Here is a 21,399-nt window from a genome sequence, read left to right as displayed (position 1 = left end):
CCCCGATGACCGCAGCTTCACTCGCTGTCGGTCGTAAACGAGATAATGCAAAACGCCGAGAATGCCTTTTCGTCCGCGTCAAACAAGATTTCGTGGGGCACGCGATTCCCTCCTCCGTTCTCTGCACCGCAAGACAAGCTACCGACAATTATCTGTATGTGCAATAGTTTCTGCCAAAATGGGTATGGTGTGACTTGTGGTAACTAGCGTTGCGGATGAGAATGTGGCCAGCCGCATCGCATCTTGGGGCACTGGGCCAGCTCCCGACCCTCGACTGGACTACGCACATGCGCACTTAAAGGGGCGACGGGGGCGGTCGCCCGCCCGGCCTAACGCACCGATCGGCGCTCGCTCATTCGCCGTTGGGCGAAAAATATGCCGTGTAGAGCGCTTCACTCTGTTGGAACACGGATTCGTGGGACATGCGCTTCACCGCGTCCCCTGTGCTGGGCTCGTAGCCCTGGTGATGAGCGCCTGCTCACTCGCCGTCTGTCGTGAAGTTGGCAACTACGCACAGCGCCGCGTAGGGCGCTTCGCTTTCTTCGAACAGACTTTCGTGCGACACGCGCTCACCCCTCGGTGCAGTCGTACAGACAGCAAAGCAAGCTACACACAACTAAATCGCATATGCAAATTTCCCCCACACTGGGTGTGACTGCTGACATTTAATGTTGTCGCAGCGCATTGAGCGTCTAAAGTGCAGCAACTGACAGGAGAGAATGCGGCACTGAACCTCAGTTGGCCGGGTCGTATCCCCGGCGGCCCTCGTGTGCCCAGGCCAGCAGATCAGGTGGCGCCAGCTGGTTGATGCGGTGGTAGTAGCGCAGGTGCTCGGCTTCGGTGAAGAACTGCTGCCAGTCGCCACTCCCGCCCCGGCGGAAGAAACGCTCGTCACTGTGCCAGATGCCGTCGGTGGTGTTAGGAGCGATTTCTGACGCGCGGGAGCGCATCGCATCCAGCGTGGCGTACTGCGCCAGGTCCCGGGCTCGATCGCGGGTCGCGGCGATACCGAGGACCCTTGCCAGCCGGAGCAGCTCGCCCGCCAAGTCCGCCTGGTAATCGGCGTAATGAAACAAGGCCACGTTGGGTAGGTGACGGCGGACCCATACCGTGCCTAGCTGGTGCAGGATGTTGGCCAGAGTGCCGATCCCCTTCAGATGTGTGAAACCTATGCCAGGGGGAGGCTGATTCGGCCCCTCCATCCAATCCCGGAACTCCTCGGTCGGGCTGCGCGCATGACCGAGTTCCGCAAACGGGGGGGCGATTCGCTCGTGAAACGGCACTACGGCCTCGTGCAGAATCCGCATCCGGTCTTCGTTCATGTTGGCCGATTGGTACAGCATTGACACCGCGGCATCGCGCGGGTCGCGTCCTACGCAGATGTAGCTGACGCGGTCGTCGAGCACCAGGCCGTCCAACGGCGTGTGGGTCTTGATGAACCGGCGGTGCTGCTGGGCATCGAGAGTAGCGACCACTTCCTCGATGGGCCGAATGGTCTGGTCGAGCCACGGGGACACCGTCGACAAGGGTCCGGGCAAGTCGGGCCCGTCGAACACCAGCAGGGACACCAGGCGCTGTGTCCAGGTCAGGCCGCTCTTGGACGGCGCCGAGATAATGATGTCGCCGTCGCGCAATTGCAGGGCATCCCATCGCAGGTTGTCGGCCATCAACGATCGATACACAACCCGGTCGGTCATCGGGTGTTCTGAATTCATGGCGGTCACCGTCGGATGATGTCGAACAGCATGCCTTCGACAGTGACGCCCGGCCCGAACGCGAACGCCACCCCCGTCGAGATGGCTTTGGCCGACTCCGCCTGCTGCACCATCGTCTCTAGCACAAAGATAAGCGATACGCTGAGCATGTTGCCGAAGCGGGCGAGCACGTCCCAGCTCTGCGCCGCCAGCTCCGCGGAGATCCCCAGCGAGCGCACCGACTGCTCGATGATCTTGGGGCCACCCGGATGGATCGCCCAGAGATCGATATCGGATATCTGTAATCCATTGTCCCATAACATCTCTGTCACCACCGGTGCGACCCCGCTGAAGATGTAGCCGGGGAGATTCTCCGACAGCTCGCAGGTGATGCCGTTGTGATTGACGCCAAGCACGATACCGTCTTCGGTGTTGTCGAGCAGCTGACTGAAACTACTGCGGACTACCACCTTGCCTGGCTCGAGCTTCTCCTGAACCTGGCTGGCGCCGATCACCAACGCCGCGCACCCGTCGCCAAACAAGCTGTGAATGACGACGTCGTTGATGTCGTCGGCAAAAACAGCGTTCACCGAGCACAATTCGATACACACCACCAGCGCCTTCATGGCCGGGTGGGCACGAACATAGTTGGTGGCGGTGCCCAGGGCATTCATCGCGGCGGCACATCCCATGAAATTGACCACGACACGTGATATCGACGGGGAGAGCCCGAGCTCTTTGACGATCGCAACGTCCACGCCCGGCGCGATGAATCCGGTGCTGGTGGCCAACACCAGCAGCCCGATCTCGGCGGCACGGTATGGCAGGCCGGCCAGGGCACGCTTGCTCACGTCCACCGCCAGCGGAACCGCGTGTTCGTAGAACAGATGCATCCGATCACGGATCGTCGCAGATTCCCGCCTGAAGACATCAAATTTGGCGTCGAGCGGGTCGACCGCCATCCGGCGCGTGGTGATCCGCGATTTTTGATACACCCGCGGAATCCGTTCCCGCTGACCGGGATCGAGGAAAAGCTCGGCGACCCGATCGGCGGCGTCGGACTGGTTGACTACCCGACGCGGCGTGCCCGTCGCAAGCCCTTCAATCACCGCCACCGTGGTGGGCGGAGCCGGCGGCAACTGGGCAAGGCCAACCTCATGCCTCTGGCCGGCCCGGCGCGGCGCACCGCTCTCAGCTGAGACGTTCATACCGACCCGATTCCGACGAAACCCGCAACCACGTAGCTGGCACTGGCTTTCAATGCCGCCGGCGAGCAGTGCTCGCGGACGAAACCCCAATGACGCTCCTTGGCTTGGCGCGACGGCGTCAACAGATACTTCCGACACAGCCTCGGCAGCCGATCGGTGATGAAACCCTTTGCGGGAAGCCACTCGACACCGAACTTCGCTGCTTCCTCACGCAAAACGTCCTCGGTGACGATGTTCGCGAAGCCGCTGCGCTGAAACGGCAGCACGTGATGGACTCGGTGGGAGCTCAGGCCGGCTGACAGGAAGCAGTCGACGTAGCGGTTCCCGATCACCGTTAGGTCATTAGCGTGCTCGAGTTGATCTATGCCCCAGTCCTCGCCGTTGACGGCACCGCCCTGGGTGTCGTCCTCGAACTCATGGCTCGCCACCACCAAGAAGGTACTAACCCACAGCGTCGCTACGAATTGCAGTGCCCAGGGCCAGAAGTCGCCGGCGATCGCGAAGACCACCAATTCACTCACCAGAAGCAAGCGCACCCCGGCCGATCCAAGGAAGTGTGGAAGCGCGGCACGCCAGCTTCCGTAGGATTCCTCGACACCTACCTTGCGCGTGATCCTGAAGACGTCGACGATCCGGATCGCCATGCCGCTGAGCATGTGGCCAAATTTGTGAATCGTATGTACGGGAACGCGATACAACCACGGTAGCCGCATCATCATCGTGAACACGTTCTTCTTGATGTCCACCTCGCTCTGGGTATACGGGTGGTGCAGCAGGGTGTGTCCGTCGGCGGTGACTAAGGACAAGGCCACATAGTTGAGATCGAAGGCATTGTTGAAAACCCGGTTGAGGCCTCGTTGCGCGCGGTGCAGTGCGTAATGACCGAACCCGGCCAACGAACTGCGCAGCAGAACCATCGCAATCACGAAGGCCCACAGCGGCATCCAGCTCGGTTCCACCAACCGCACACCCTGAACCGCGAAATAACCCACGGCCAGTACTGCAACGATGGCGTTGAAGAGTGTGTCCATGCGCTTGATCCGGGCGGCCAGCGCTGGCTCGGCTAGCCGCGCTTTGACCCGGTGCAGCAGATCGTTGGGGTCGTCGAATCGATACTTCGGGGTGTCCCGCCAGCTGTTGAAGTCGTCTTTGAACAGAAATGCCGGTGCATTGTGCTTGGGGTGGATGTCCCTAGGGGTTGCGTCGCGGCCCAACGCGTACCTCCGCTGCAGGATTCGCTCGACAATCGCCGGATCACGATGGTAGGACTTGACGATTGCGGTGATGTCGCGGTTCTTGGTCCGCCCAATGAAGAAGGCGCCGCCGGGATGCTTGGAAATCCACTCACTCAGGTCGTACGCCCGCCCGTTGTAAACCCACACGTCTGACAAGCGTGGCCCGCCAGCAGGAGGAGCGGGACGTGGACCGCCGTCACGCTCTCGGACGTCTGGGAGGTCGTTTGTCACTGGTATTCCTCCAGGTCTTTCTCGAGCGGGAACGGTTGCCAGCCGGCGCGGCTGGCGAGCTGACCCCATGCTGGGTCGACGGCCTTGGCGAATTCTCAAAGGATTTCTTCGAAGGCGGCCTCCGCCCGCGGACGAGTACCGGACCGGCCAGGCCATCGACCAGCGATGGGGCTGGACCGGGCCGGTTCGCGCCTGTTATCCCGCCGGGTTCGGGATGGTGACCGGCGCACCCCAATTGGACAGCGTGATGTCGACGTTGCCTTGGTCCTTGTCAATGACCATCCGCACCAGGTTCGCGGCGGGTGCCGGCGTTGAGGCGTTGGTGTCGACGATCCACAAGGTTATCGGGAGCCTGCCCCCACCCTTACCTAGCTGAGGCACGATCGGATCGATCACCGCGGCGTCGATGGTCCCGGACACCTTGACGGTGGCCAGGCCGTCGATGGCGTCACGTCCCTGGATTGTCGGGTTTTGCACTTGCCCGACGACCGCGCCCAGCCCCCGGTCCTTGTCCAGGATGATGCCCGGGTCATAGATCTTCTCCGCCGGACCCACCGAGACATAGTCGCCGCCCCGCTTCGTGTACATGGTCTTGTTCGTGACCAGGAACTCGGTGGCCACCACCGGGGTGTTGGGCTTCATTCTGACCTTGGCGTTGCCCACCGCCTGGCCATTGCCCTGCGGTTGGTTGGTCACGTCGGCATCGACGCTCTCAAACGGGAGGGTCGAGAGATTGTTTACCGTCACCACCACGTGGACGGAATGCAGGCCCTTCGTCGCCTTGGAACTGTCTTGCAGGATCTGCTGGGCTTCCGGCGACGGCGACCCGGGACTCGGGGAGCTCGCCGTGGTCGGTTTTTTCCCGCACCCCGCAACGACAGTCGCGAAAAGTGTCGCCGCGATCAGGATCGCGACAGCCCCCAGGCTCGAGGGGCGCCGGGGTCGGTGGGAGCCGCACGCTTGTGAGATCAAGCCATTCATGTTCAGCCTTTGTTATCCAACCGATGGTATTGAGCAGCTGGGCGCTACCCCTAGTCGTACGGCATGCACGGAGCCTCGAATCCAGCCCCGTCCATGGTTGCGGGTCTCGGTGACTGCCTACCCACACCCTGGTTCACCAGCAGCGACACCATCGTCACTAGCATGCCGCCGCGCTCACAGCATGTTCCCCAGATCACATTCGCCGGAGAGCGCGACAGTAACACGCGACCGGTGCGCGGGAAAACGTTCGCACAATCAGTAATCCGCCGAGCCGCGCTGGCTCGGACAGTATCCTGAACCGGGTGAATCTCGACGGCAATCAGGCGTCCATCCGCGAGGTATGCGACGCGGGCCTGCTTTCCGGCGCGGTAACCATGGTCTGGCAGCGCGAAAAATTGTTGCAAGTCAACGAGATCGGCTATCGCGATATCGACGCGGGCGTGCCCATGCAACGCGACACGCTGTTTCGCATCGCGTCGATGACCAAGCCGGTCACGGTGGCGGCGGCGATGAGCCTGGTCGACGAGGGCAAACTGGCACTGCGTGACCCGATCACGCGTTGGGCACCGGAGCTCTGCAAGGTGGCCGTGCTGGACGATGCCGCCGGCCCGCTGGATCGCACACATCCCGCGCGACGAGCCATTTTGATCGAGGACCTGCTCACTCACACCAGCGGCCTGGCTTACGGTTTCTCGGTGTCGGGGCCAATTTCGCGGGCCTATCAGCGACTGCCGTTCGGCCAGGGTCCCGACGTTTGGCTGGCAGCGCTGGCAACCCTTCCGCTCGTGCACCAACCTGGCGACCGGGTGACCTACAGCCACGCCATCGACGTCTTGGGTGTCATTGTCTCCCGCATCGAGGACGCACCGCTGTACCAGGTCATCGACGAGCGAGTGCTGGGTCCGGCAGGAATGACCGACACCGGCTTCTACGTGTCGGCCGACGCGCAGCGACGGGCCGCGACCATGTACCGGCTCGACGAACAAGACCGGTTGCGGCACGACGTGATGGGGCCGCCACACGTCACGCCGCCGTCGTTCTGTAACGCCGGCGGCGGGTTGTGGTCGACCGCCGATGACTACCTGCGGTTCGTGCGGATGCTGTTGGGCGACGGGACGGTCGACGGGGTCCGGGTGTTGTCACCTGAATCGGTGCGCCTGATGCGCACCGACCGGCTGACCGACGAGCAGAAACGGCACAGCTTTCTGGGGGCGCCGTTCTGGGTGGGCCGCGGCTTCGGGCTGAACCTATCGGTGGTGACCGATCCGGCGAAGTCCAGGCCGCTGTTCGGGCCGGGCGGGCTCGGGACCTTCAGCTGGCCCGGCGCGTACGGGACATGGTGGCAGGCCGACCCGAGCGCCGACCTGATACTGCTGTATCTGATCCAGCATTGTCCCGATCTGTCCGTGGACGCTGCCGCGGCCGTCGCGGGTAACCCATCCCTGGCGAAACTGCGGACCGCGCAACCAAAATTCGTCCGCCGCACCTATCGGGCGCTCGGGCTCTAGTGCCGGGTAGACATGTTGACCGAACCTCCCCATGTCGACCGGACCCGGCACACTCGCGGAAACCCAAGGGCCTACCGCGCGCCGTTTCCGACGTTCAGCTCTTCACCAGTGAAGTACCGCGAATGCGTTTGCTTCAGGGTTCCCAACGACTTACTGACGAGCGCAACGATCTCGATATTGCTGTCGGTGCGCTCGGCTTCCAGCTTCAACCGGTGCTCCATCGCTTCTTGCGGGGTGGCGAACTCGGTGATGCGACGCACGTGGGTGCGCCGGTTGTATTCGACGACATAGCCAGCCACCTCACCCACCTCCCCCTGCCGACTCGGCCTCATTGATGGCCCTTTCCAGCCTAAACTTGGTCGTTGCGAGCACCGTCGCCTTGTTCTTGCTCGCCTCGCCAAGCGCCATCGCCCGCTGGCCGGGGTATTCGATCTCTGCACAGTGTTGCCACTCGGCTTCATGCATCGCCAGATCCGCTGAAGCGTCTTGCATAACCCCTACCAGCTCTTGAAGCTGTGCCGGGACAACGCCGGCCGCTAGCTGCTCCGGCCGCTCGTCATAGCGGATGCCCCGACCGTACGCGTCAGCGAGAAGCTCGTAGAAGTTGGCCCACAGGCTCTGCAAAATGGTGCGAATCTGTATCTCGACACGACCGGCAGGTAACCGAAGCCAGACATGAACGGCCCGGTAGCCGGCGTGCGGGTGGTCACGCAGATCATGAATAGCGGGCTGGTCAGCACCGAAGTGGTCGGCGATCTCGCGAGCAAGTCTCGTCTGCTCGCCCAGCAGGAGGTCGGCATCGATGCGGACACCTGCGATGTCTTGGATGGTGTTCAGTTGCAGGTAAGGCCGACGCCGCAGCTTTGCTAGCAGGGTGTCTTGGCTCTTCGCACGTGAGGTAACCAATAACTCCGACGCAGACCAACTCCGGCCCTCGATCCGGTCCTGGACTTCGGCGGCCAAGTCCGCATGCCACAGCATCACCTCGGCGTACGACGGGCAGTCGACCGGCGGGTCAACTCCGTCGCGCAGTGCCACGCCAAGACGACGCACCGCGTTGTTCGACCACGGTGGTCGTGAATGCAAGTCCACGATTGCTGAGCCTACGAGGGCTACCACCACCTGTCCGGAGCGAGTCGGCGGGGTTGCTGGATCGCATCTGCGGGGCCACCCGCGCGGAGAATGGGGTCGGCTCCGAGGACGCCGAGAAGCTCATTGGCCGCCGGCTTCGGCGCTATAGACGGAGCGGGCCGGCCTTGCTATACAAAGACGACGGTTTTCCGCGGCGCGCAGGACCGGCAATCCAATTGGGGGCTCGGGTGCCGCCGATGAGGAGTGCACCATGAACCCGACTCAGGCAGGGTCATTCACTACTCCGGTGAGCAACGCGCTCAAGGCGACCATCCAGCACCACGACTCGGCTGTGATTATCCATGCGCGTGGCGAGATCGACGCCGCCAATGAGCACACTTGGCAAGATCTGGTCACGAAGGCGGCCGCGGCCACCACCGCGCCGGAACCACTCGTGGTCAACCTCAACGGCCTCGATTTCATGGGCTGCTGCACAGTCGCCGTCCTTGCTCACGAGGCCGAACGGTGTCGACGCCGGGGCGTGGACGTGCGCCTGGTAAGCCGCGACCGTGCTGTCGCGCGCATCATCCACGCCTGCGGATACGGCGACGTGCTGCCCGTACACCCGACCACGGAGTCCGCGCTGTCAGCGACATAAGTGGCGGCCTGCCCCAAACGCACTTTTGCTTTTCCGGCAAGCTGGTAGGGCACGTTGATAACCTGGTTGCGTTGCCTGGCGAATTGGTCTGCGCACGTTGACCCGTTTGCTACATCGGTCCGTAGGAGGGACGGCCAAATGGCGGCCGAAATGGACTGGGACAAAACGGTCGGTGCGGCCGAGGATGTACGACGCATTTTCGAGCACATCCCTGCGATTCTGGTTGGCCTCGAGGGGCCTGACCATCGCTTTGTCGCAGTGAACGCGGCCTATCGCGGCTTCAGTCCATTGCTTGACACCGTGGGACAGCCCGCTCGGGAGGTCTATCCCGAACTGGAGGGTCAGCAGATCTACGAAATGTTGGACCGGGTCTATCAAACCGGTGAGCCGCAATCAGGATCGGAGTGGCGACTACAAACTGATTACGACGGTTCCGGAGTTGAGGAACGATACTTCGACTTTGTCGTCACACCGCGCCGCCGGGCGGACGGATCGATCGAGGGCGTGCAGCTCATTGTGGACGACGTCACCAGCCGAGTGCGAGCCCGGCAGGCGGCCGAGGCGCGCGTGGAGGAACTGTCCGAGCGCTATCGCAATGTGCGCGATTCAGCCACCGTTATGCAGCAGGCGTTGCTGGCCGCGTCGGTGCCCGTGGTTCCCGGCGCCGACATAGCCGCCGAGTACCTGGTCGCCGCCGAGGATACCGCGGCCGGCGGCGACTGGTTCGACGCGCTGGCCCTCGGGGATCGGTTGGTGCTCGTCGTTGGCGACGTCGTGGGCCACGGCGTGGAGGCCGCAGCGGTCATGTCGCAATTACGTACGGCGTTACGCATGCAGATCTCGGCGGGGTACACGGTCGTCGAGGCGCTTGAGGCAGTGGACCGCTTCCATAAACAGGTACCTGGATCGAAATCGGCCACCATGTGTGTCGGCTCGCTCGACTTCACCTCGGGCGAATTCCAGTACTGCACAGCCGGACACCCGCCACCGCTGCTGGTGACCGCGGACGCGAGTGCGCGGTATGTCGAACCAACCGGCGCGGGTCCGCTCGGCAGCGGAACCGGATTTCCAGTGCGCAGTGAAGTGCTCAACATCGGCGACGCGATCCTCTTTTACACTGACGGCCTGATCGAGCGGCCCGGTCGGCCGCTCGAGGCCAGCACCGCCGAATTTGCCGACCTAGCGGCCAGCATCGCCAGCGGCAGTGGCGGCTTTGTGCTCGACGCCCCGGCACGGCCCATCGACCGACTCTGTTCGGACACACTTGAATTGCTGCTGCGGTCCACCGGCTACAACGACGATGTGACCCTGCTTGCGATGCAACGCCGGGCGCCAACGCCGCCGCTGCACATAACGCTGGATGCGACGATCAACGCGGCACGAACCGTTCGAGCCCAGCTTCGTGAGTGGCTGGCAGAGATCGGCGCCGACCACTCCGACATCGCCGATATCGTGCACGCGATCTCCGAATTCGTCGAGAACGCGGTCGAACACGGATACGCCACGGACGTCTCCAAGGGCATCGTTGTCGAGGCCGCGCTGGCCGGCGACGGCAACGTGCGGGCATCGGTAATCGACCGGGGCCAATGGAAGGACCACCGCGACGGCGCCCGTGGCCGTGGGCGCGGCCTGGCGATGGCCGAGGCCCTAGTGTCGGAGGCGCGCATCATGCATGGCGCCGGCGGAACGACTGCCACACTTACGCATCGCCTGTCGCGGCCGGCGCGGTTTGTCACCGACACGATGGTTCGCCGGGCAGCTTTCCAACAAACCATCGACAGCGAATTCGTCTCCCTAGTTGAATCCGGCCGCATCGTTGTCCGGGGCGACGTCGATTCGACCACCGCAGCCACATTGGACCGCCAGATCGCCGTCGAAAGCCGTTCTGGCATAGCACCCGTGACGATCGACCTCAGTGCCGTCACCCACCTTGGTTCGGCCGGCGTCGGCGCCCTCGCTGCCGCTTGTGACCGGGCACGCAAACAGGGGACCGAGTGCGTGCTGGTGGCCCCACCCGGCAGCCCGGCGCACCATGTCTTGTCGCTGGTCCAGCTGCCCGTTGTCGGCGCCGACACCGAGGACATCTTCGCCCAGGAGTAGGCGGCTCAACGAGCCTGCACGGGCGTTCCGTCGACCATCACCTGCACGCGTTCACGACACGACATGGCACAACCGGGAATCTTTTGGAGAAACGCTTGGAGGGTCGAAGTAAAGAGTATGTTTTCGAGAGAGTCAACACCAGTCATGCTGCCGGGGAAAACTCAGGTGGGTGATCGTCTGCCTGATCGGTCCTCGTAGGAGTTCGCTGGGGCCTCGAATGTTAGCAATGGGCAATACTGTGAGCGATACCGGAGTTCAGTCGAGAATGATACTGACGGGCTGTATCCACGATGGCTGAGACAACCGAACCACCGTCGGACGCGGGGACATCGCAAGCCGACGCGATGGCGTTGGCCGCCGAAGCCGAAGCCGCCGAAGCCGAAGCGCTGGCCGCCGCGGCGCGGGCCCGTGCCCGTGCCGCCCGGTTGAAGCGTGAGGCGCTGGCGATGGCCCCAGCCGAGGACGAGAACGTCCCCGAGGAGTATGCAGACTGGGAAGACGCCGAAGACTATGACGACTATGACGACTATGAGGCCGCAGACCAGGAGGCCGCACGGTCGGCATCCTGGCGACGGCGGTTGCGGGTGCGGTTACCAAGACTGTCCACGATTGCCATGGCGGCCGCAGTCGTCATCATCTGCGGCTTCACCGGGCTCAGCGGATACATTGTGTGGCAACACCATGAGGCCACCGAACGCCAGCAGCGCGCCGCGGCGTTCGCCGCCGGAGCCAAGCAAGGTGTCATCAACATGACCTCGCTGGACTTCAACAAGGCCAAAGAAGACGTCGCGCGTGTGATCGACAGCTCCACCGGCGAATTCAGGGATGACTTCCAGCAGCGGGCAGCCGATTTCACCAAGGTTGTCGAACAGTCCAAAGTGGTCACCGAAGGCACGGTGAACGCGACAGCCGTCGAATCCATGAACGAGCATTCCGCCGTGGTGCTCGTCGCGGCGACTTCACGGGTCACCAATTCCGCTGGGGCGAAAGACGAACCACGTGCGTGGCGGCTCAAAGTGACCGTGACCGAAGAGGGGGGACAGTACAAGATGTCGAAAGTTGAGTTCGTACCGTGACCGATGACGTACGCGACGTCAACACCGAAACCACTGACGCCACCGAAGTCGCTGAGATTGACTCAGCCGCAGGCGAAGCCGGTGATTCGGCGACCGAGGCATTTGACACCGACTCTGCAACGGAATCTACCGCGCAGAAGGGTCAGCGGCACCGTGACCTGTGGCGAATGCAGGTTACCTTGAAACCCGTTCCGGTGATTCTCATCCTGCTCATGTTGATCTCTGGGGGCGCGACGGGATGGCTATACCTTGAGCAATACCGACCCGATCAGCAGACGGACTCCGGCGCCGCCCGTGCTGCCGTCGCCGCGGCGTCTGACGGGACAATCGCGCTGTTGTCGTATTCACCCGACACGCTCGACCAAGACTTCGCTACCGCCAGGTCGCACCTCGCCGGCGATTTCCTGTCCTACTACGACCAGTTCACGCAGCAGATCGTGGCTCCGGCGGCCAAACAGAAGTCACTGAAAACCACCGCCAAGGTGGTGCGCGCGGCCGTGTCGGAGCTACATCCGGATTCGGCTGTCGTTCTGGTTTTTGTCGACCAGAGCACTACCAGTAAGGACAGCCCCAATCCGTCGATGGCGGCCAGCAGCGTGATGGTGACCCTAGCCAAGGTCGACGGCAATTGGCTGATCACCAAGTTCACCCCGGTTTAGGTTGCCGTAGGCGGTCGCCAAGTCTGACGGGGGCGCGGGTGGCTGCTCGTGCGAGATACCGGCCGTTCTCCGGACAATCACGGCCCGACCTCAAACAGATCTCGGCCGCTGTCTAATCGGCCGGGTTATTTAAGATTAGTTGCCACTGTATTTACCTGATGTTCAGATTGTTCAGCTGGATTTAGCTTCGCGGCAGGGCGGCTGGTGCACTTTGCATCTGGGGTTGTGACTACTTGAGAGAATTTGACCTGTTGCCGACGTTGTTTGCTGTCCATCATTGGTGCTAGTTATGGCCGAGCGGAAGGATTATCGAAGTGGTGGACTTCGGGGCGTTACCACCGGAGATCAACTCCGCGAGGATGTATGCCGGCCCGGGTTCGGCCTCGCTGGTGGCCGCGGCTCAGATGTGGGACAGCGTGGCGAGTGACCTGTTTTCGGCCGCGTCGGCGTTTCAGTCGGTGGTCTGGGGTCTGACGACGGGATCGTGGATAGGTTCGTCGGCGGGTCTGATGGTGGCGGCGGCCTCGCCGTATGTGGCGTGGATGAGCGTCACCGCGGGGCAGGCCGAGCTGACCGCCGCCCAGGTCCGGGTTGCTGCGGCGGCCTACGAGACGGCGTATGGGCTGACGGTGCCCCCGCCGGTGATCGCCGAGAACCGTGCTGAACTGATGATTCTGATAGCGACCAACCTCTTGGGGCAAAACACGCCGGCGATCGCGGTCAACGAGGCCGAATACGGGGAGATGTGGGCCCAAGACGCCGCCGCGATGTTTGGCTACGCCGCCACGGCGGCGACGGCGACCGAGGCGTTGCTGCCGTTCGAGGACGCCCCACTGATCACCAACCCCGGCGGGCTCCTTGAGCAGGCCGTCGCGGTCGAGGAGGCCATCGACACCGCCGCGGCGAACCAGTTGATGAACAATGTGCCCCAAGCGCTGCAACAACTGGCCCAGCCCACGAAAAGCATCTGGCCGTTCGACCAACTGAGTGAACTCTGGAAAGCCATCTCGCCGCATCTGTCGCCGCTCAGCAACATCGTGTCGATGCTCAACAACCACGTGTCGATGACCAACTCGGGTGTGTCGATGGCCAGCACCTTGCACTCGATGTTGAAGGGCTTTGCTCCGGCGGCGGCTCAGGCCGTGGAAACCGCGGCGCAAAACGGGGTCCAGGCGATGAGCTCGCTGGGCAGCCAGCTGGGTTCGTCGCTGGGTTCTTCGGGTCTGGGCGCTGGGGTGGCCGCCAACTTGGGTCGGGCGGCCTCGGTCGGTTCGTTGTCGGTGCCGCAGGCCTGGGCCGCGGCCAACCAGGCGGTCACCCCGGCGGCGCGGGCGCTGCCGCTGACCAGCCTGACCAGCGCCGCCCAAACCGCCCCCGGACACATGCTGGGCGGGCTACCGCTGGGGCAACTGACCAATAGCGGCGGCGGGTTCGGCGGGGTTAGCAATGCGTTGCGGATGCCGCCGCGGGCGTACGTAATGCCCCGTGTGCCCGCCGCCGGGTAACGCCGATCCGCACGCAATGCGGGCCCTCTATGCGGGCAGCGATCTTGGTGGCCTCATCCACCGATGGCGCGCTCAACGGCGAAAGTCCTGCAGTGCGGCGTTAATACACTCCTGAGATGCGGCCATGAAAATCGGCAAGACGCGGTCGACGACGCCCTCACAACGATTGCGAAGGGCACCGGCGATCGTGTCCACCGGACCGACCACCGCGAAAGCACCGAGCATCTCGTCGTCGATTAGCCCACCCATGGCCTCCCACTCACCCAGCTTGGAGAGGCGGTGCAGCTCCGGGTGCAGATCGCCCCAGCCATGCTGCTCGAGGACTTTGCGGTAAGCCGGCGTGGATCCGTAGAAGGCGATTTGCTTGCGCGTGGCAGTGCAGGCGGCCGCCAGTTCGGCGTCGTCCGCGCCAGTGGCCACCATCACCTCGCACGACACCTCGAAGGCACTGCGATCGCGACCCGATCGCGCCAGGCCACGTAGCAGCGCCGGCACCGACACCTCGGTGAGGTACCGTTTCGAGACCATAGGGTGACCGAGGTGGCCGTCGGCGACTTCGCCGCACATTTCGGTCATCGCTTCACCGACAGCGGCGATGAAGACTCTCGGAACGGGATAGGGCTGCGGCTCGGGTGTGAACATCGGGGTCATGATCTTGTGGGTGTAGAACTCACCCTCGAAGCAAAGCTTGGTCCCGTCCTGCCAAGCCAACCAGATCGCACGCAGCGCGGCGACGAATTCACGCATCCGACGTGCCGGATGACCCCAGGGCATGCTGAATCGTTTCTCGATGTGCGGCCGGATCTGGGTTCCCAGACCGAGGATCAATCTTCCCTTCGAGTACGTCTGTAGGTCCCAGCCCACGTTGGCGACAATCATCGGATTGCGCGCGAACGCTACCGCGATGTTGGTGCCAAGCTCAAGTCGCGACGTGTGCTCGGCAGCCAGTAGCAGCGGGAGAAAGGGATCATGGCTGGCTTCAGCTGTCCAGCCCCCATCGAAACCATTGCGCTCAAGTGCGACGGCCGCGTCGGCCGCCCGGGCGAGCTGGTTGGGGATGCTCCCGTCGAGCTTGAGCCGGCGGGCACCACCCATTTGGGTGACTTTACAGTAAGAAATCCAGTATGCAGGACACGCCGAGGTTGAACATCAACTCGCCGTGCCACACATTGCGCGCTGGGCAGCCGACGACATACGTGGATGTGCTGATGATTTGCAGCTGCTAGCCGGCGAATGATGGCTCTGATGAATGAGATTGATCTGTATGAGCACAAGACACCGCTGCCGATCTCGCCGACGAGCGAAGGCACCCCGATGACCGAAACGCATTTCCGCCAGACGCTCTACGAGTGCGCGGTTAAGTTGCGCGAGCTGGCCTACACCTTGCCGCAGGGAGTGGGCGAGCACGCTCTCTTGCGAATGTCCGAGCAGATGATCGTAACCGCCGGTCAGGTCGCGCCGAGAGTCTGAGTTGAGGACGTCGCTGGCCAACCTATCGTCTGGCCCTCAATGGCGCTTCACCCAGCAAGGACCATCCCCGCTGCGGCACACCCTCCTTCCCAGTGGGGAACTACCTGAACGTTAACCAGAATCCGCCCCACATAAGGAATTCCGCTCGCATCGGCGATGCGCATGCGCAGCGGCGGAAAGGTGTTGCGAAGGTTCGGATGGCACAATTGTGCTATGCGTTGTGACTGGGGGAAGTTATGCCCTTCCGGGGACCCTTCCATGGGCCTCAAGCCAATTAGCCAAGCGCGCATGGGAAGCCGGCCGAGTACCGCATCCTCGGTAGCACCCGACATCACGGTCTGCCCACCATGGGCTAAATCCCGTAGCTCTGCAGCCAGGTTCATTGTGGCGCCGGCGTAGATGCGCTCGTCGACCAACTGCGCCTCACCGGTGTGAATCCCGATGCGCAGGACGATCGGGGACAACGGAGCCTGGTGCAACTCCAGAGCACATGCGACGGCATCGCTGGCATGGGCGAACGCGGCGACGAAGCCATCGCCCACGCCCTGATCAACTAGGCGCACACCGCAGTGTCCGGCAATGATGGCCGATACCTTCCGGCTAAGCACCATCGCGGCAGTTATCGCCTCGGATTGGACGCCCCACAGCCGCATCGGGTGTTCCACTCCAGCATGGAGCAACGTCACCCTCCGCCTCGACGTAAGCCGGCCACCTCGCCGCTCGAGCCAATTGACCGGCGCGTCATCTGTATGCAAACCGTTCATGCGCTCAAGCATGGGGGCGCGAAGAGCCATGAACATCAGCGACAACGCGCAGAAGAGCCCAGATTGGTTGCGTATTGCATCCGATTCGAACTCCGGGCCTGCGCTGGCCGCGCAATCCTAGGTCGAGTGTTGCGCGGCCTCCTGTACAAGTTGGACACGGGAGGTGACGTCGAGCTTGGTGTAGATGTGGGTGAGGTGTGTTTGCACGGTACGCGGTGAGACGAAAAGCCTCGCGGCGATGTCCTTGGTGACCAGTCCTTCGGTGACGAGCTTTACGATTTTGTGCTCGGCCGGGGTCAGCGCGTCCCAGCCGTTGCTTGGGCGTTTGCGTTCGCCGCGACCGCGTTGTGCGTAGGCGATCGCCTCGTCCAAGGGGGCCGCGGCACCCTCAGCCCAGGCGGCAGTGAAATCTTCGTCGCCCATCGCATCACGAAGCGCCGCCGTGGCGGCCTCATAGCCGGCGTCCCAAATCTTGTGGCGAACCTCCCCCGTACGCTGCCGCTGGGCCGCGGCCGCGCCGAAAAGGCGCACTGCTTGACCGTGGTTACCGGCCTCACCGGCCAGACCTGCGAGAAGTTCTAGGGCATCCGGCATCGCGAGGTACGTCTGCACACCGACGCCGCACGCCACCGCGGCGTGGGCGTCATCGCGTGCCTTTCCCAGCTCGTCCTGCGCAATCGCCACTCGCGCCCGTGCTATCAGCGCCATCATCAGATGCCATCCGGTGCTCGCAAGCACAGCTTCGTCGGCGAAACGTCTTGCCGTGGTCACATCGCCGCGAACCAGGGCTGCCTGCGCCATCAGCTCGTGGTGTGCCGTTACCACGTTGTGTTGATTGCGAAGATCCCAGCTCGCTTCGCTAGCCTCAATGGCCGCTACGTCGCCCGCGGCCAACGCCGCGCGAGTTATCGCTCCGTAACCCAGATCTTGGTAAATCCCGCCTAACTCGGTGGCAGCTTCGAGAGCCGCACCAGCGATGGTCCGGGCGGCGCTGTCGCCGATGTAAGACAGTGCCATGGCTTCGACATACAAACCGAGTACCTTAGTAACGACATCGTTTGCCACCTCGGCCTCGGCGGTAACGTCGCGAGATAGTGCCAATGCTCCGTTCGCGTCGCCTTCCCATATCTGCGCCAGGCAGGCAAACAGGCGGCATTGACGTGAGACGAACCGGTTTCCGATGCTGTCGGCGAGCTCTCGAGCTTGTTCGGCCGCAGCTCGCAAAGGAATTGGCTGACCCGATATGAAGATCCCGACCACCTGCCAATAATCGATTTGGCTCAATGTCCACTCATCGTTAATGGCGCGCGCCAGCTCGATCGCCTCGGCGAAGTAGGGTTGAGCGGCTTCCGTGTCGCAACCACTGCCGCAGCCACATGCGACGAGCGCTCGAGCCAACACTGCGCAGTCGCCTGCGTCGCGTGCCAGCGCCAAGGCATGGTGAGCCTGCGCGACGATGTCGGGGGCGCCCATCGGGCTCGTGGCCGGCCAAGCCTTGAGTATTACCTTCTCCGCAAGCGCCCGCGCCCAAACCCCCGCCGGCACAAGATGATTGTCGCCTTCCCGCTCGAGGATGGATTCGAGCCAGGCCAGCCCTTCGCGCATGCGCCCCTGCGACCACAGCGGTTGCAATGCGGATGCGAGCTGCAATGCGGCTGCAATATCGCCGTTTCCACGGCTCCAGGTGAATGCGGCACGCAAATTATCGATTTCGGCTTCAGCCTGCAGGAGGCGTTGTTCATAGTCGGTGGAGGCGGGAACGTTCAGCCCTGCCGCCATGGTTGCGTAGTGGGTCCGGTGCCTAGCGCGCACCCCGTCGATTTCTTCGGATTCGTTCAGTTTTTCTAGCGCATACTGGCGTACGGTTTCCAACAGCCGATAGCGCGTACTGCCTCGGCTTTCTTCGGCTACCACCAGCGACTTGTCGACAAGCAGCGTCAGTTGATCAAGCACTGAATACCGCTCGACGAAGTCGTCGCCGCCGGCGGCGGCGACTTCGCTCGCCGCGGTGAGGTCGAAACCGCCCACAAACACCGCAAGGCGGCGGAACAGGATCCGTTCGGTGTCAGTCAGCAGTGCGTACGACCAATCCATAGATGCCCGTAATGTCTGCTGGCGCTGCACCGTACTGCGAGCACCACCGGTCAGCAGGCGGAATCGGTCATCCAAACTGTTGGCGATCTCGTTTGGCGACAACGACCGCAATCGTGCCGCGGCCAACTCGATTGCCAGGGGCATACCGTCTAGCCGCCGGCAGATCTCGCTCACGGCGTCGAAGTTGTCAGCAACGATCTCAAAATTGGGTTGGACTAGGCGCGCACGTTCAGTGAACAACTGGATTGCTTCGTTCGCCGGAGACAACGACGGCACCACCCATGTGACCTCGCCGGTCACGCCGATCGACTCGCGGCTGGTCGCCAAAATGCTTAACTCCGGGCAGGCACCCAGCAGCTCAACGACCAGCTCGGCGCACGCATCCAACACGTGCTCACAGTTGTCCAACACCATTAGCATGTGGCAGTTGCCGATGGCATGACTAAGAGTGTCGAATGTTGAGCTGCCCGGCCGATCGATCAGACCTAGAGCATGGGCCGCGGTGGTGGACACCATGCCGGGATCGGCAATCGGTGCCAAGTCGACGAAACACAGACCATCGCGAAATTCCGACGCGGCCGCGATCTGGATCGCCAGACGCGTCTTACCTACACCGCCCTCGCCGCGCAGCGTCACCAGCCGGTAGTTCGTCAGGACCTCTTGCACCTCGTTGATCTGTGCGTCACGGCCTACAAAAGTGGTGAACTGGGCCGGAAGGCTGGATCTGTTACCGACCGACATCCGCAGCGGCGGAAACTCATTGCGTAGGTCTCGATGACACAACTGGATAACCCGTTCTTGGCGATGCAAACCCCGCAGGGGGTACTTGCCGACGTCGGTCAGCCAGGTATTTGCCGGAAGCTGGTCGATGACCAGATCGCCAGTGGCGGCTGAAAGCAAAGTCTGGCCTTCGTGTGCGAGGTCGCGCAGACACGCACTCTCGTTGATCGCGGAGCCGGTGATGGTGCCGTCGCCGCGCAGCCGGACATCGCCGGTGTGCACACCGACACGCGGCCGCATAGGCGCCAACGTTGAGAGCTGCAGTTCCAAAGCGCACGCGATCGCGTCGCCAGCACGCAGGAACGCGACGACGAGACCGCTACCCACCTCCTGGTCTACCGGTCGCGTCACCCCGCCATGGGCCGCGACAGCTTCCGATATGTTCTGATCCAAGGTTGGGTAATCGGCCGCTAGCTCGTTGAGTCGCGTCTGCGACAGCCGTGTCGAGCCCTCGACGTCAGCAGTGAGCAACGTCACAGCCTCCACCAGCGCAGCCACGCCCAGATCAAGCTCCCTTCTCGCGGCGTTTCGTGCGCTGATCCAGATCAGATCAAGACGCCTCACTGGCATGTGACCCGTACGAGCGATTTGATCGGCGATCTGCAGCGAGCGCAACATCTGCCACCTCGGGCCGTCAGCGAAGCGTCGATGACGCGCCCACCGTAGTGCCGAGTGGCGACTACGCGTTGGCTCAACTCTGAAGGCCGGTGCGGACAAGAACATCAGCGATAGCGCGTAACTATTGCACCCGGAAGTCGTATCTTTGCACCCAGCGCCCGTAGGAAACCGCTGGCCTGGCTAACTCAGATGCGGGCGGCCGTCGATTCGAGAGGTAACCGATCGCCCGCCGACAATGGGTTACCCACCGAGACTGATTGCCGCGCAGCCGCCTTCGACGTGTAAGCGCCGGTTCGTGCATGCCCGGAACGGCTGCACTCACGGACCTTCTACGTAGTACGTGACGGACTTTTACGCATTATCGCTGACGATCTTTGCCTCCCAGGACTCCAGAATCTACTGCGACGGTTCGGGTCAAGACGACTTCGGTGGTGTGCTTCGCGTTGCCACCGCGGTCGGCGAGGTGCCCACCGGGCTGTGAATCCTGATGCAGCCCTTGGATGGATCGTTGTTGTCAGCGCGCTACAGCGTTCGCTTGCGCGCTCAGGCCGACCAAGTTGATCGACTACGAAGAGATGTTTAGGGGCGCGATGCAAGCGCGAGCGATGGTAGCCAATCCTGACCAATGGGCGGACTCCGACCGCGACCAGGTCAACACTCGCCATTATCTGTCCACTTCGATGCGCGTGGCACTGGATCGCGGTGAATTCTTCCTCGTCTACCAGCCAATCATCCGGCTTGCCGACAACCGCATCATCGGCGCCGAGGCCCTGCTGCGCTGGGAACACCCGACGTTGGGCACGCTACTCCCGGGCCGGTTCATCGACCGTGCCGAGAACAACGGACTGATGGTGCCGCTCACGGCCTTCGTGCTCGAGCAGGCCTGCCGCCACGTCCGCAGTTGGCGTGACCACAGCACCGACCCGCAACCGTTTGTCAGCGTCAACGTCTCCGCCAGCACCATCTGCGATCCCGGCTTCCTGGTGCTGGTCGAAGGTGTGCTCGGCGAAACCGGCCTGCCCGCCCATGCCCTGCAGCTCGAACTGGCCGAGGACGCGCGCCTTAGCAGAGACGAGAAGGCGGTGACCAGGCTACAAGAATTGTCCGCTCTCGGCGTCGGCATCGCCATCGACGACTTCGGCATTGGATTCTCCAGCCTCGCCTACCTTCCCCGCCTCCCCGTCGACGTGGTCAAACTCGGGGGAAAGTTCATCGAGTGCCTCGATGGCGACATTCAAGCTCGGCTGGCCAACGAACAGATCACCCGGGCAATGATCGACCTTGGCGACAAGCTCGGTATCACCGTCACTGCAAAGCTAGTCGAAACCCCCAGCCAAGCCGCCCGGTTGCGCGCCTTCGGCTGTAAAGCCGCACAAGGCTGGCACTTTGCCAAGGCACTGCCGGTCGACTTTTTCAGAGAGTAGGTCGCGTGGGTGTAGATCGATGGCAACGGCGTGTTTCACCAAGCCGTAGAACAGTATGCCCCGCACGCATGAGAGGTGGGTGGGACCGGTTGAATCGGAATGAATACTCGTCAAAGTAATATTTTGCATGATTCATTCGATTACCCCGATGAACGGGGTCCACCATCGATAGGGTCTACGCCACCCGGGGTAAATACGATCAAGAGCCGTGACCAACACTGAACAACGCTTTGCCGGTCCGGAAAAATCTGGCTATCTGGTCATGTAGTTTTCGAGCGCGTGCGCGTGGTATTTGTGAACGCGCGTGCGCACGATTTCGTGAC

The 21,399-nt window shown here is 62.8% G+C and carries 19 protein-coding genes; 10 read left to right on the top strand and 9 right to left on the bottom strand.

What is annotated here, in order from left to right; translation table 11 throughout:
* The first annotated feature begins 196 nt into the window (after positions 1 to 196).
* Entirely contained in the window at positions 197 to 655 is a 459-nt protein-coding gene (locus FF952_RS07330; RefSeq protein WP_003901145.1) for a hypothetical protein, read from the top strand.
* Between the two features lie 79 nt (positions 656 to 734).
* On the opposite strand, the gene FF952_RS07325 is transcribed toward FF952_RS07330, so the two are convergent.
* The 4 genes from FF952_RS07325 to lprF all read right to left on the bottom strand — a co-directional run bounded on the left by FF952_RS07325 (position 735) and on the right by lprF (position 5,349).
* A complete protein-coding gene (locus FF952_RS07325) occupies positions 735 to 1,715 on the bottom strand; it encodes a glycolipid sulfotransferase (protein WP_003903426.1) in 981 nt (326 codons plus the stop codon).
* Positions 1,716 to 1,720: 5 nt separating this feature from the next.
* Complete coding sequence (locus tag FF952_RS07320) at positions 1,721 to 2,902, bottom strand: type III polyketide synthase (protein WP_003904612.1); 1,182 nt, start codon at positions 2,900 to 2,902, stop codon at positions 1,721 to 1,723.
* Complete coding sequence (locus FF952_RS07315) at positions 2,899 to 4,368, bottom strand: fatty acid desaturase (protein WP_003900326.1); 1,470 nt, start codon at positions 4,366 to 4,368, stop codon at positions 2,899 to 2,901. Before FF952_RS07315 ends, FF952_RS07320 begins: the two co-directional genes overlap by 4 nt.
* 195 nt (positions 4,369 to 4,563) lie before the next feature.
* Positions 4,564 to 5,349 (bottom strand): lipoprotein LprF, encoded by a 786-nt coding sequence (gene lprF, locus FF952_RS07310; RefSeq protein WP_003407180.1) that lies wholly within the window; start codon positions 5,347 to 5,349, stop codon positions 4,564 to 4,566.
* A 302-nt stretch (positions 5,350 to 5,651) separates the two neighbouring features.
* Between lprF and FF952_RS07305 the strand changes: the two genes are divergently transcribed.
* A complete protein-coding gene (locus FF952_RS07305; protein ID WP_003918234.1) occupies positions 5,652 to 6,857 on the top strand; it encodes a serine hydrolase domain-containing protein in 1,206 nt (401 codons plus the stop codon).
* A gap of 71 nt (positions 6,858 to 6,928) precedes the next feature.
* Here the strand turns inward: FF952_RS07305 and FF952_RS07300 are convergent, their stop codons facing one another.
* The gene (locus tag FF952_RS07300) at positions 6,929 to 7,165 is read right to left on the bottom strand and encodes a hypothetical protein (protein WP_003407167.1); all 237 of its coding nucleotides are present in this window, start codon (positions 7,163 to 7,165) and stop codon (positions 6,929 to 6,931) included.
* Entirely contained in the window at positions 7,158 to 7,979 is an 822-nt protein-coding gene (locus tag FF952_RS07295) for a GTP pyrophosphokinase (RefSeq protein WP_003407164.1), read from the bottom strand. Before FF952_RS07295 ends, FF952_RS07300 begins: the two co-directional genes overlap by 8 nt.
* Before the next feature lie 220 nt (positions 7,980 to 8,199).
* Here FF952_RS07295 and rsfA point away from each other — a divergent pair, with 220 nt between their 5' ends.
* The 5 genes from rsfA to ppe19 all read left to right on the top strand — a co-directional run bounded on the left by rsfA (position 8,200) and on the right by ppe19 (position 13,926).
* The gene (gene rsfA, locus FF952_RS07290; RefSeq protein ID WP_003904611.1) at positions 8,200 to 8,586 is read left to right on the top strand and encodes an anti-sigma-F factor antagonist RsfA; all 387 of its coding nucleotides are present in this window, start codon (positions 8,200 to 8,202) and stop codon (positions 8,584 to 8,586) included.
* 138 nt (positions 8,587 to 8,724) lie between these two features.
* Positions 8,725 to 10,686 (top strand): sigma-F factor regulator, encoded by a 1,962-nt coding sequence (locus FF952_RS07285; protein WP_003407159.1) that lies wholly within the window; start codon positions 8,725 to 8,727, stop codon positions 10,684 to 10,686.
* Between the two features lie 290 nt (positions 10,687 to 10,976).
* Positions 10,977 to 11,762, top strand: coding sequence for an Rv1363c family protein (locus tag FF952_RS07280; protein WP_003407157.1), 786 nt, complete (start codon positions 10,977 to 10,979; stop codon positions 11,760 to 11,762).
* Positions 11,759 to 12,421: a membrane protein gene (locus FF952_RS07275; protein WP_003407152.1), complete on the top strand. Its 663-nt coding sequence runs from the start codon at positions 11,759 to 11,761 to the stop codon at positions 12,419 to 12,421. Before FF952_RS07280 ends, FF952_RS07275 begins: the two co-directional genes overlap by 4 nt.
* Before the next feature lie 314 nt (positions 12,422 to 12,735).
* On the top strand, positions 12,736 to 13,926 hold the full coding sequence (gene ppe19, locus FF952_RS07270) for a PPE family protein PPE19 (protein ID WP_003904610.1): 1,191 nt from the start codon (positions 12,736 to 12,738) through the stop codon (positions 13,924 to 13,926).
* Positions 13,927 to 13,998: 72 nt separating this feature from the next.
* Here ppe19 and FF952_RS07265 read toward each other — a convergent pair whose 3' ends face one another.
* Entirely contained in the window at positions 13,999 to 15,021 is a 1,023-nt protein-coding gene (locus FF952_RS07265) for an LLM class F420-dependent oxidoreductase (protein ID WP_003898842.1), read from the bottom strand.
* 138 nt (positions 15,022 to 15,159) lie between these two features.
* Here FF952_RS07265 and FF952_RS07260 point away from each other — a divergent pair, with 138 nt between their 5' ends.
* Positions 15,160 to 15,396 carry a hypothetical protein gene (locus FF952_RS07260; protein WP_003407054.1) on the top strand — a complete coding sequence of 79 codons (237 nt, stop codon included), beginning with the start codon at positions 15,160 to 15,162 and terminating at the stop codon, positions 15,394 to 15,396.
* Between the two features lie 47 nt (positions 15,397 to 15,443).
* Here FF952_RS07260 and FF952_RS07255 read toward each other — a convergent pair whose 3' ends face one another.
* Together FF952_RS07255 and FF952_RS07250 are read right to left on the bottom strand one after the other, a co-directional pair.
* On the bottom strand, positions 15,444 to 16,082 hold the full coding sequence (locus tag FF952_RS07255; protein WP_194164305.1) for a nucleotidyl cyclase domain-containing protein: 639 nt from the start codon (positions 16,080 to 16,082) through the stop codon (positions 15,444 to 15,446).
* A gap of 195 nt (positions 16,083 to 16,277) precedes the next feature.
* The gene (locus FF952_RS07250; RefSeq protein WP_003901139.1) at positions 16,278 to 19,757 is read right to left on the bottom strand and encodes a helix-turn-helix transcriptional regulator; all 3,480 of its coding nucleotides are present in this window, start codon (positions 19,755 to 19,757) and stop codon (positions 16,278 to 16,280) included.
* 235 nt (positions 19,758 to 19,992) lie between these two features.
* Here FF952_RS07250 and FF952_RS07245 point away from each other — a divergent pair, with 235 nt between their 5' ends.
* The gene (locus FF952_RS07245; protein ID WP_003406990.1) at positions 19,993 to 20,133 is read left to right on the top strand and encodes a hypothetical protein; all 141 of its coding nucleotides are present in this window, start codon (positions 19,993 to 19,995) and stop codon (positions 20,131 to 20,133) included.
* 19 nt (positions 20,134 to 20,152) lie between these two features.
* Positions 20,153 to 21,076, top strand: a complete 924-nt coding sequence (locus tag FF952_RS07240; protein ID WP_003406987.1) for a cyclic diguanylate phosphodiesterase — start codon at positions 20,153 to 20,155, stop codon at positions 21,074 to 21,076.
* The last annotated feature ends 323 nt before the right edge of the window (positions 21,077 to 21,399 follow it).

This window comes from Mycobacterium tuberculosis complex sp. N0072, assembly GCF_030323725.1.
Taxonomy (GTDB): domain Bacteria; phylum Actinomycetota; class Actinomycetes; order Mycobacteriales; family Mycobacteriaceae; genus Mycobacterium; species Mycobacterium tuberculosis.
This window is presented reverse-complemented; position numbering and strand designations above follow the sequence as displayed.

Excerpts from the sequence above, each read along its gene's own strand:
- lprF (WP_003407180.1), bottom strand. The coding sequence starts at position 5,349 with ATGAATGGCTTGATCTCACAAGCGTGCGGCTCCCACCGACCCCGGCGC.
- FF952_RS07240 (WP_003406987.1), top strand. The coding sequence starts at position 20,153 with ATGGATCGTTGTTGTCAGCGCGCTACAGCGTTCGCTTGCGCGCTCAGG.
- FF952_RS07320 (WP_003904612.1), bottom strand. The coding sequence starts at position 2,902 with ATGAACGTCTCAGCTGAGAGCGGTGCGCCGCGCCGGGCCGGCCAGAGG.
- FF952_RS07250 (WP_003901139.1), bottom strand. The coding sequence starts at position 19,757 with ATGTTCTTGTCCGCACCGGCCTTCAGAGTTGAGCCAACGCGTAGTCGC.
- FF952_RS07260 (WP_003407054.1), top strand. The coding sequence starts at position 15,160 with ATGATGGCTCTGATGAATGAGATTGATCTGTATGAGCACAAGACACCG.
- FF952_RS07325 (WP_003903426.1), bottom strand. The coding sequence starts at position 1,715 with ATGAATTCAGAACACCCGATGACCGACCGGGTTGTGTATCGATCGTTG.
- FF952_RS07285 (WP_003407159.1), top strand. The coding sequence starts at position 8,725 with ATGGCGGCCGAAATGGACTGGGACAAAACGGTCGGTGCGGCCGAGGAT.
- FF952_RS07265 (WP_003898842.1), bottom strand. The coding sequence starts at position 15,021 with ATGGGTGGTGCCCGCCGGCTCAAGCTCGACGGGAGCATCCCCAACCAG.
- rsfA (WP_003904611.1), top strand. The coding sequence starts at position 8,200 with ATGAACCCGACTCAGGCAGGGTCATTCACTACTCCGGTGAGCAACGCG.
- FF952_RS07280 (WP_003407157.1), top strand. The coding sequence starts at position 10,977 with ATGGCTGAGACAACCGAACCACCGTCGGACGCGGGGACATCGCAAGCC.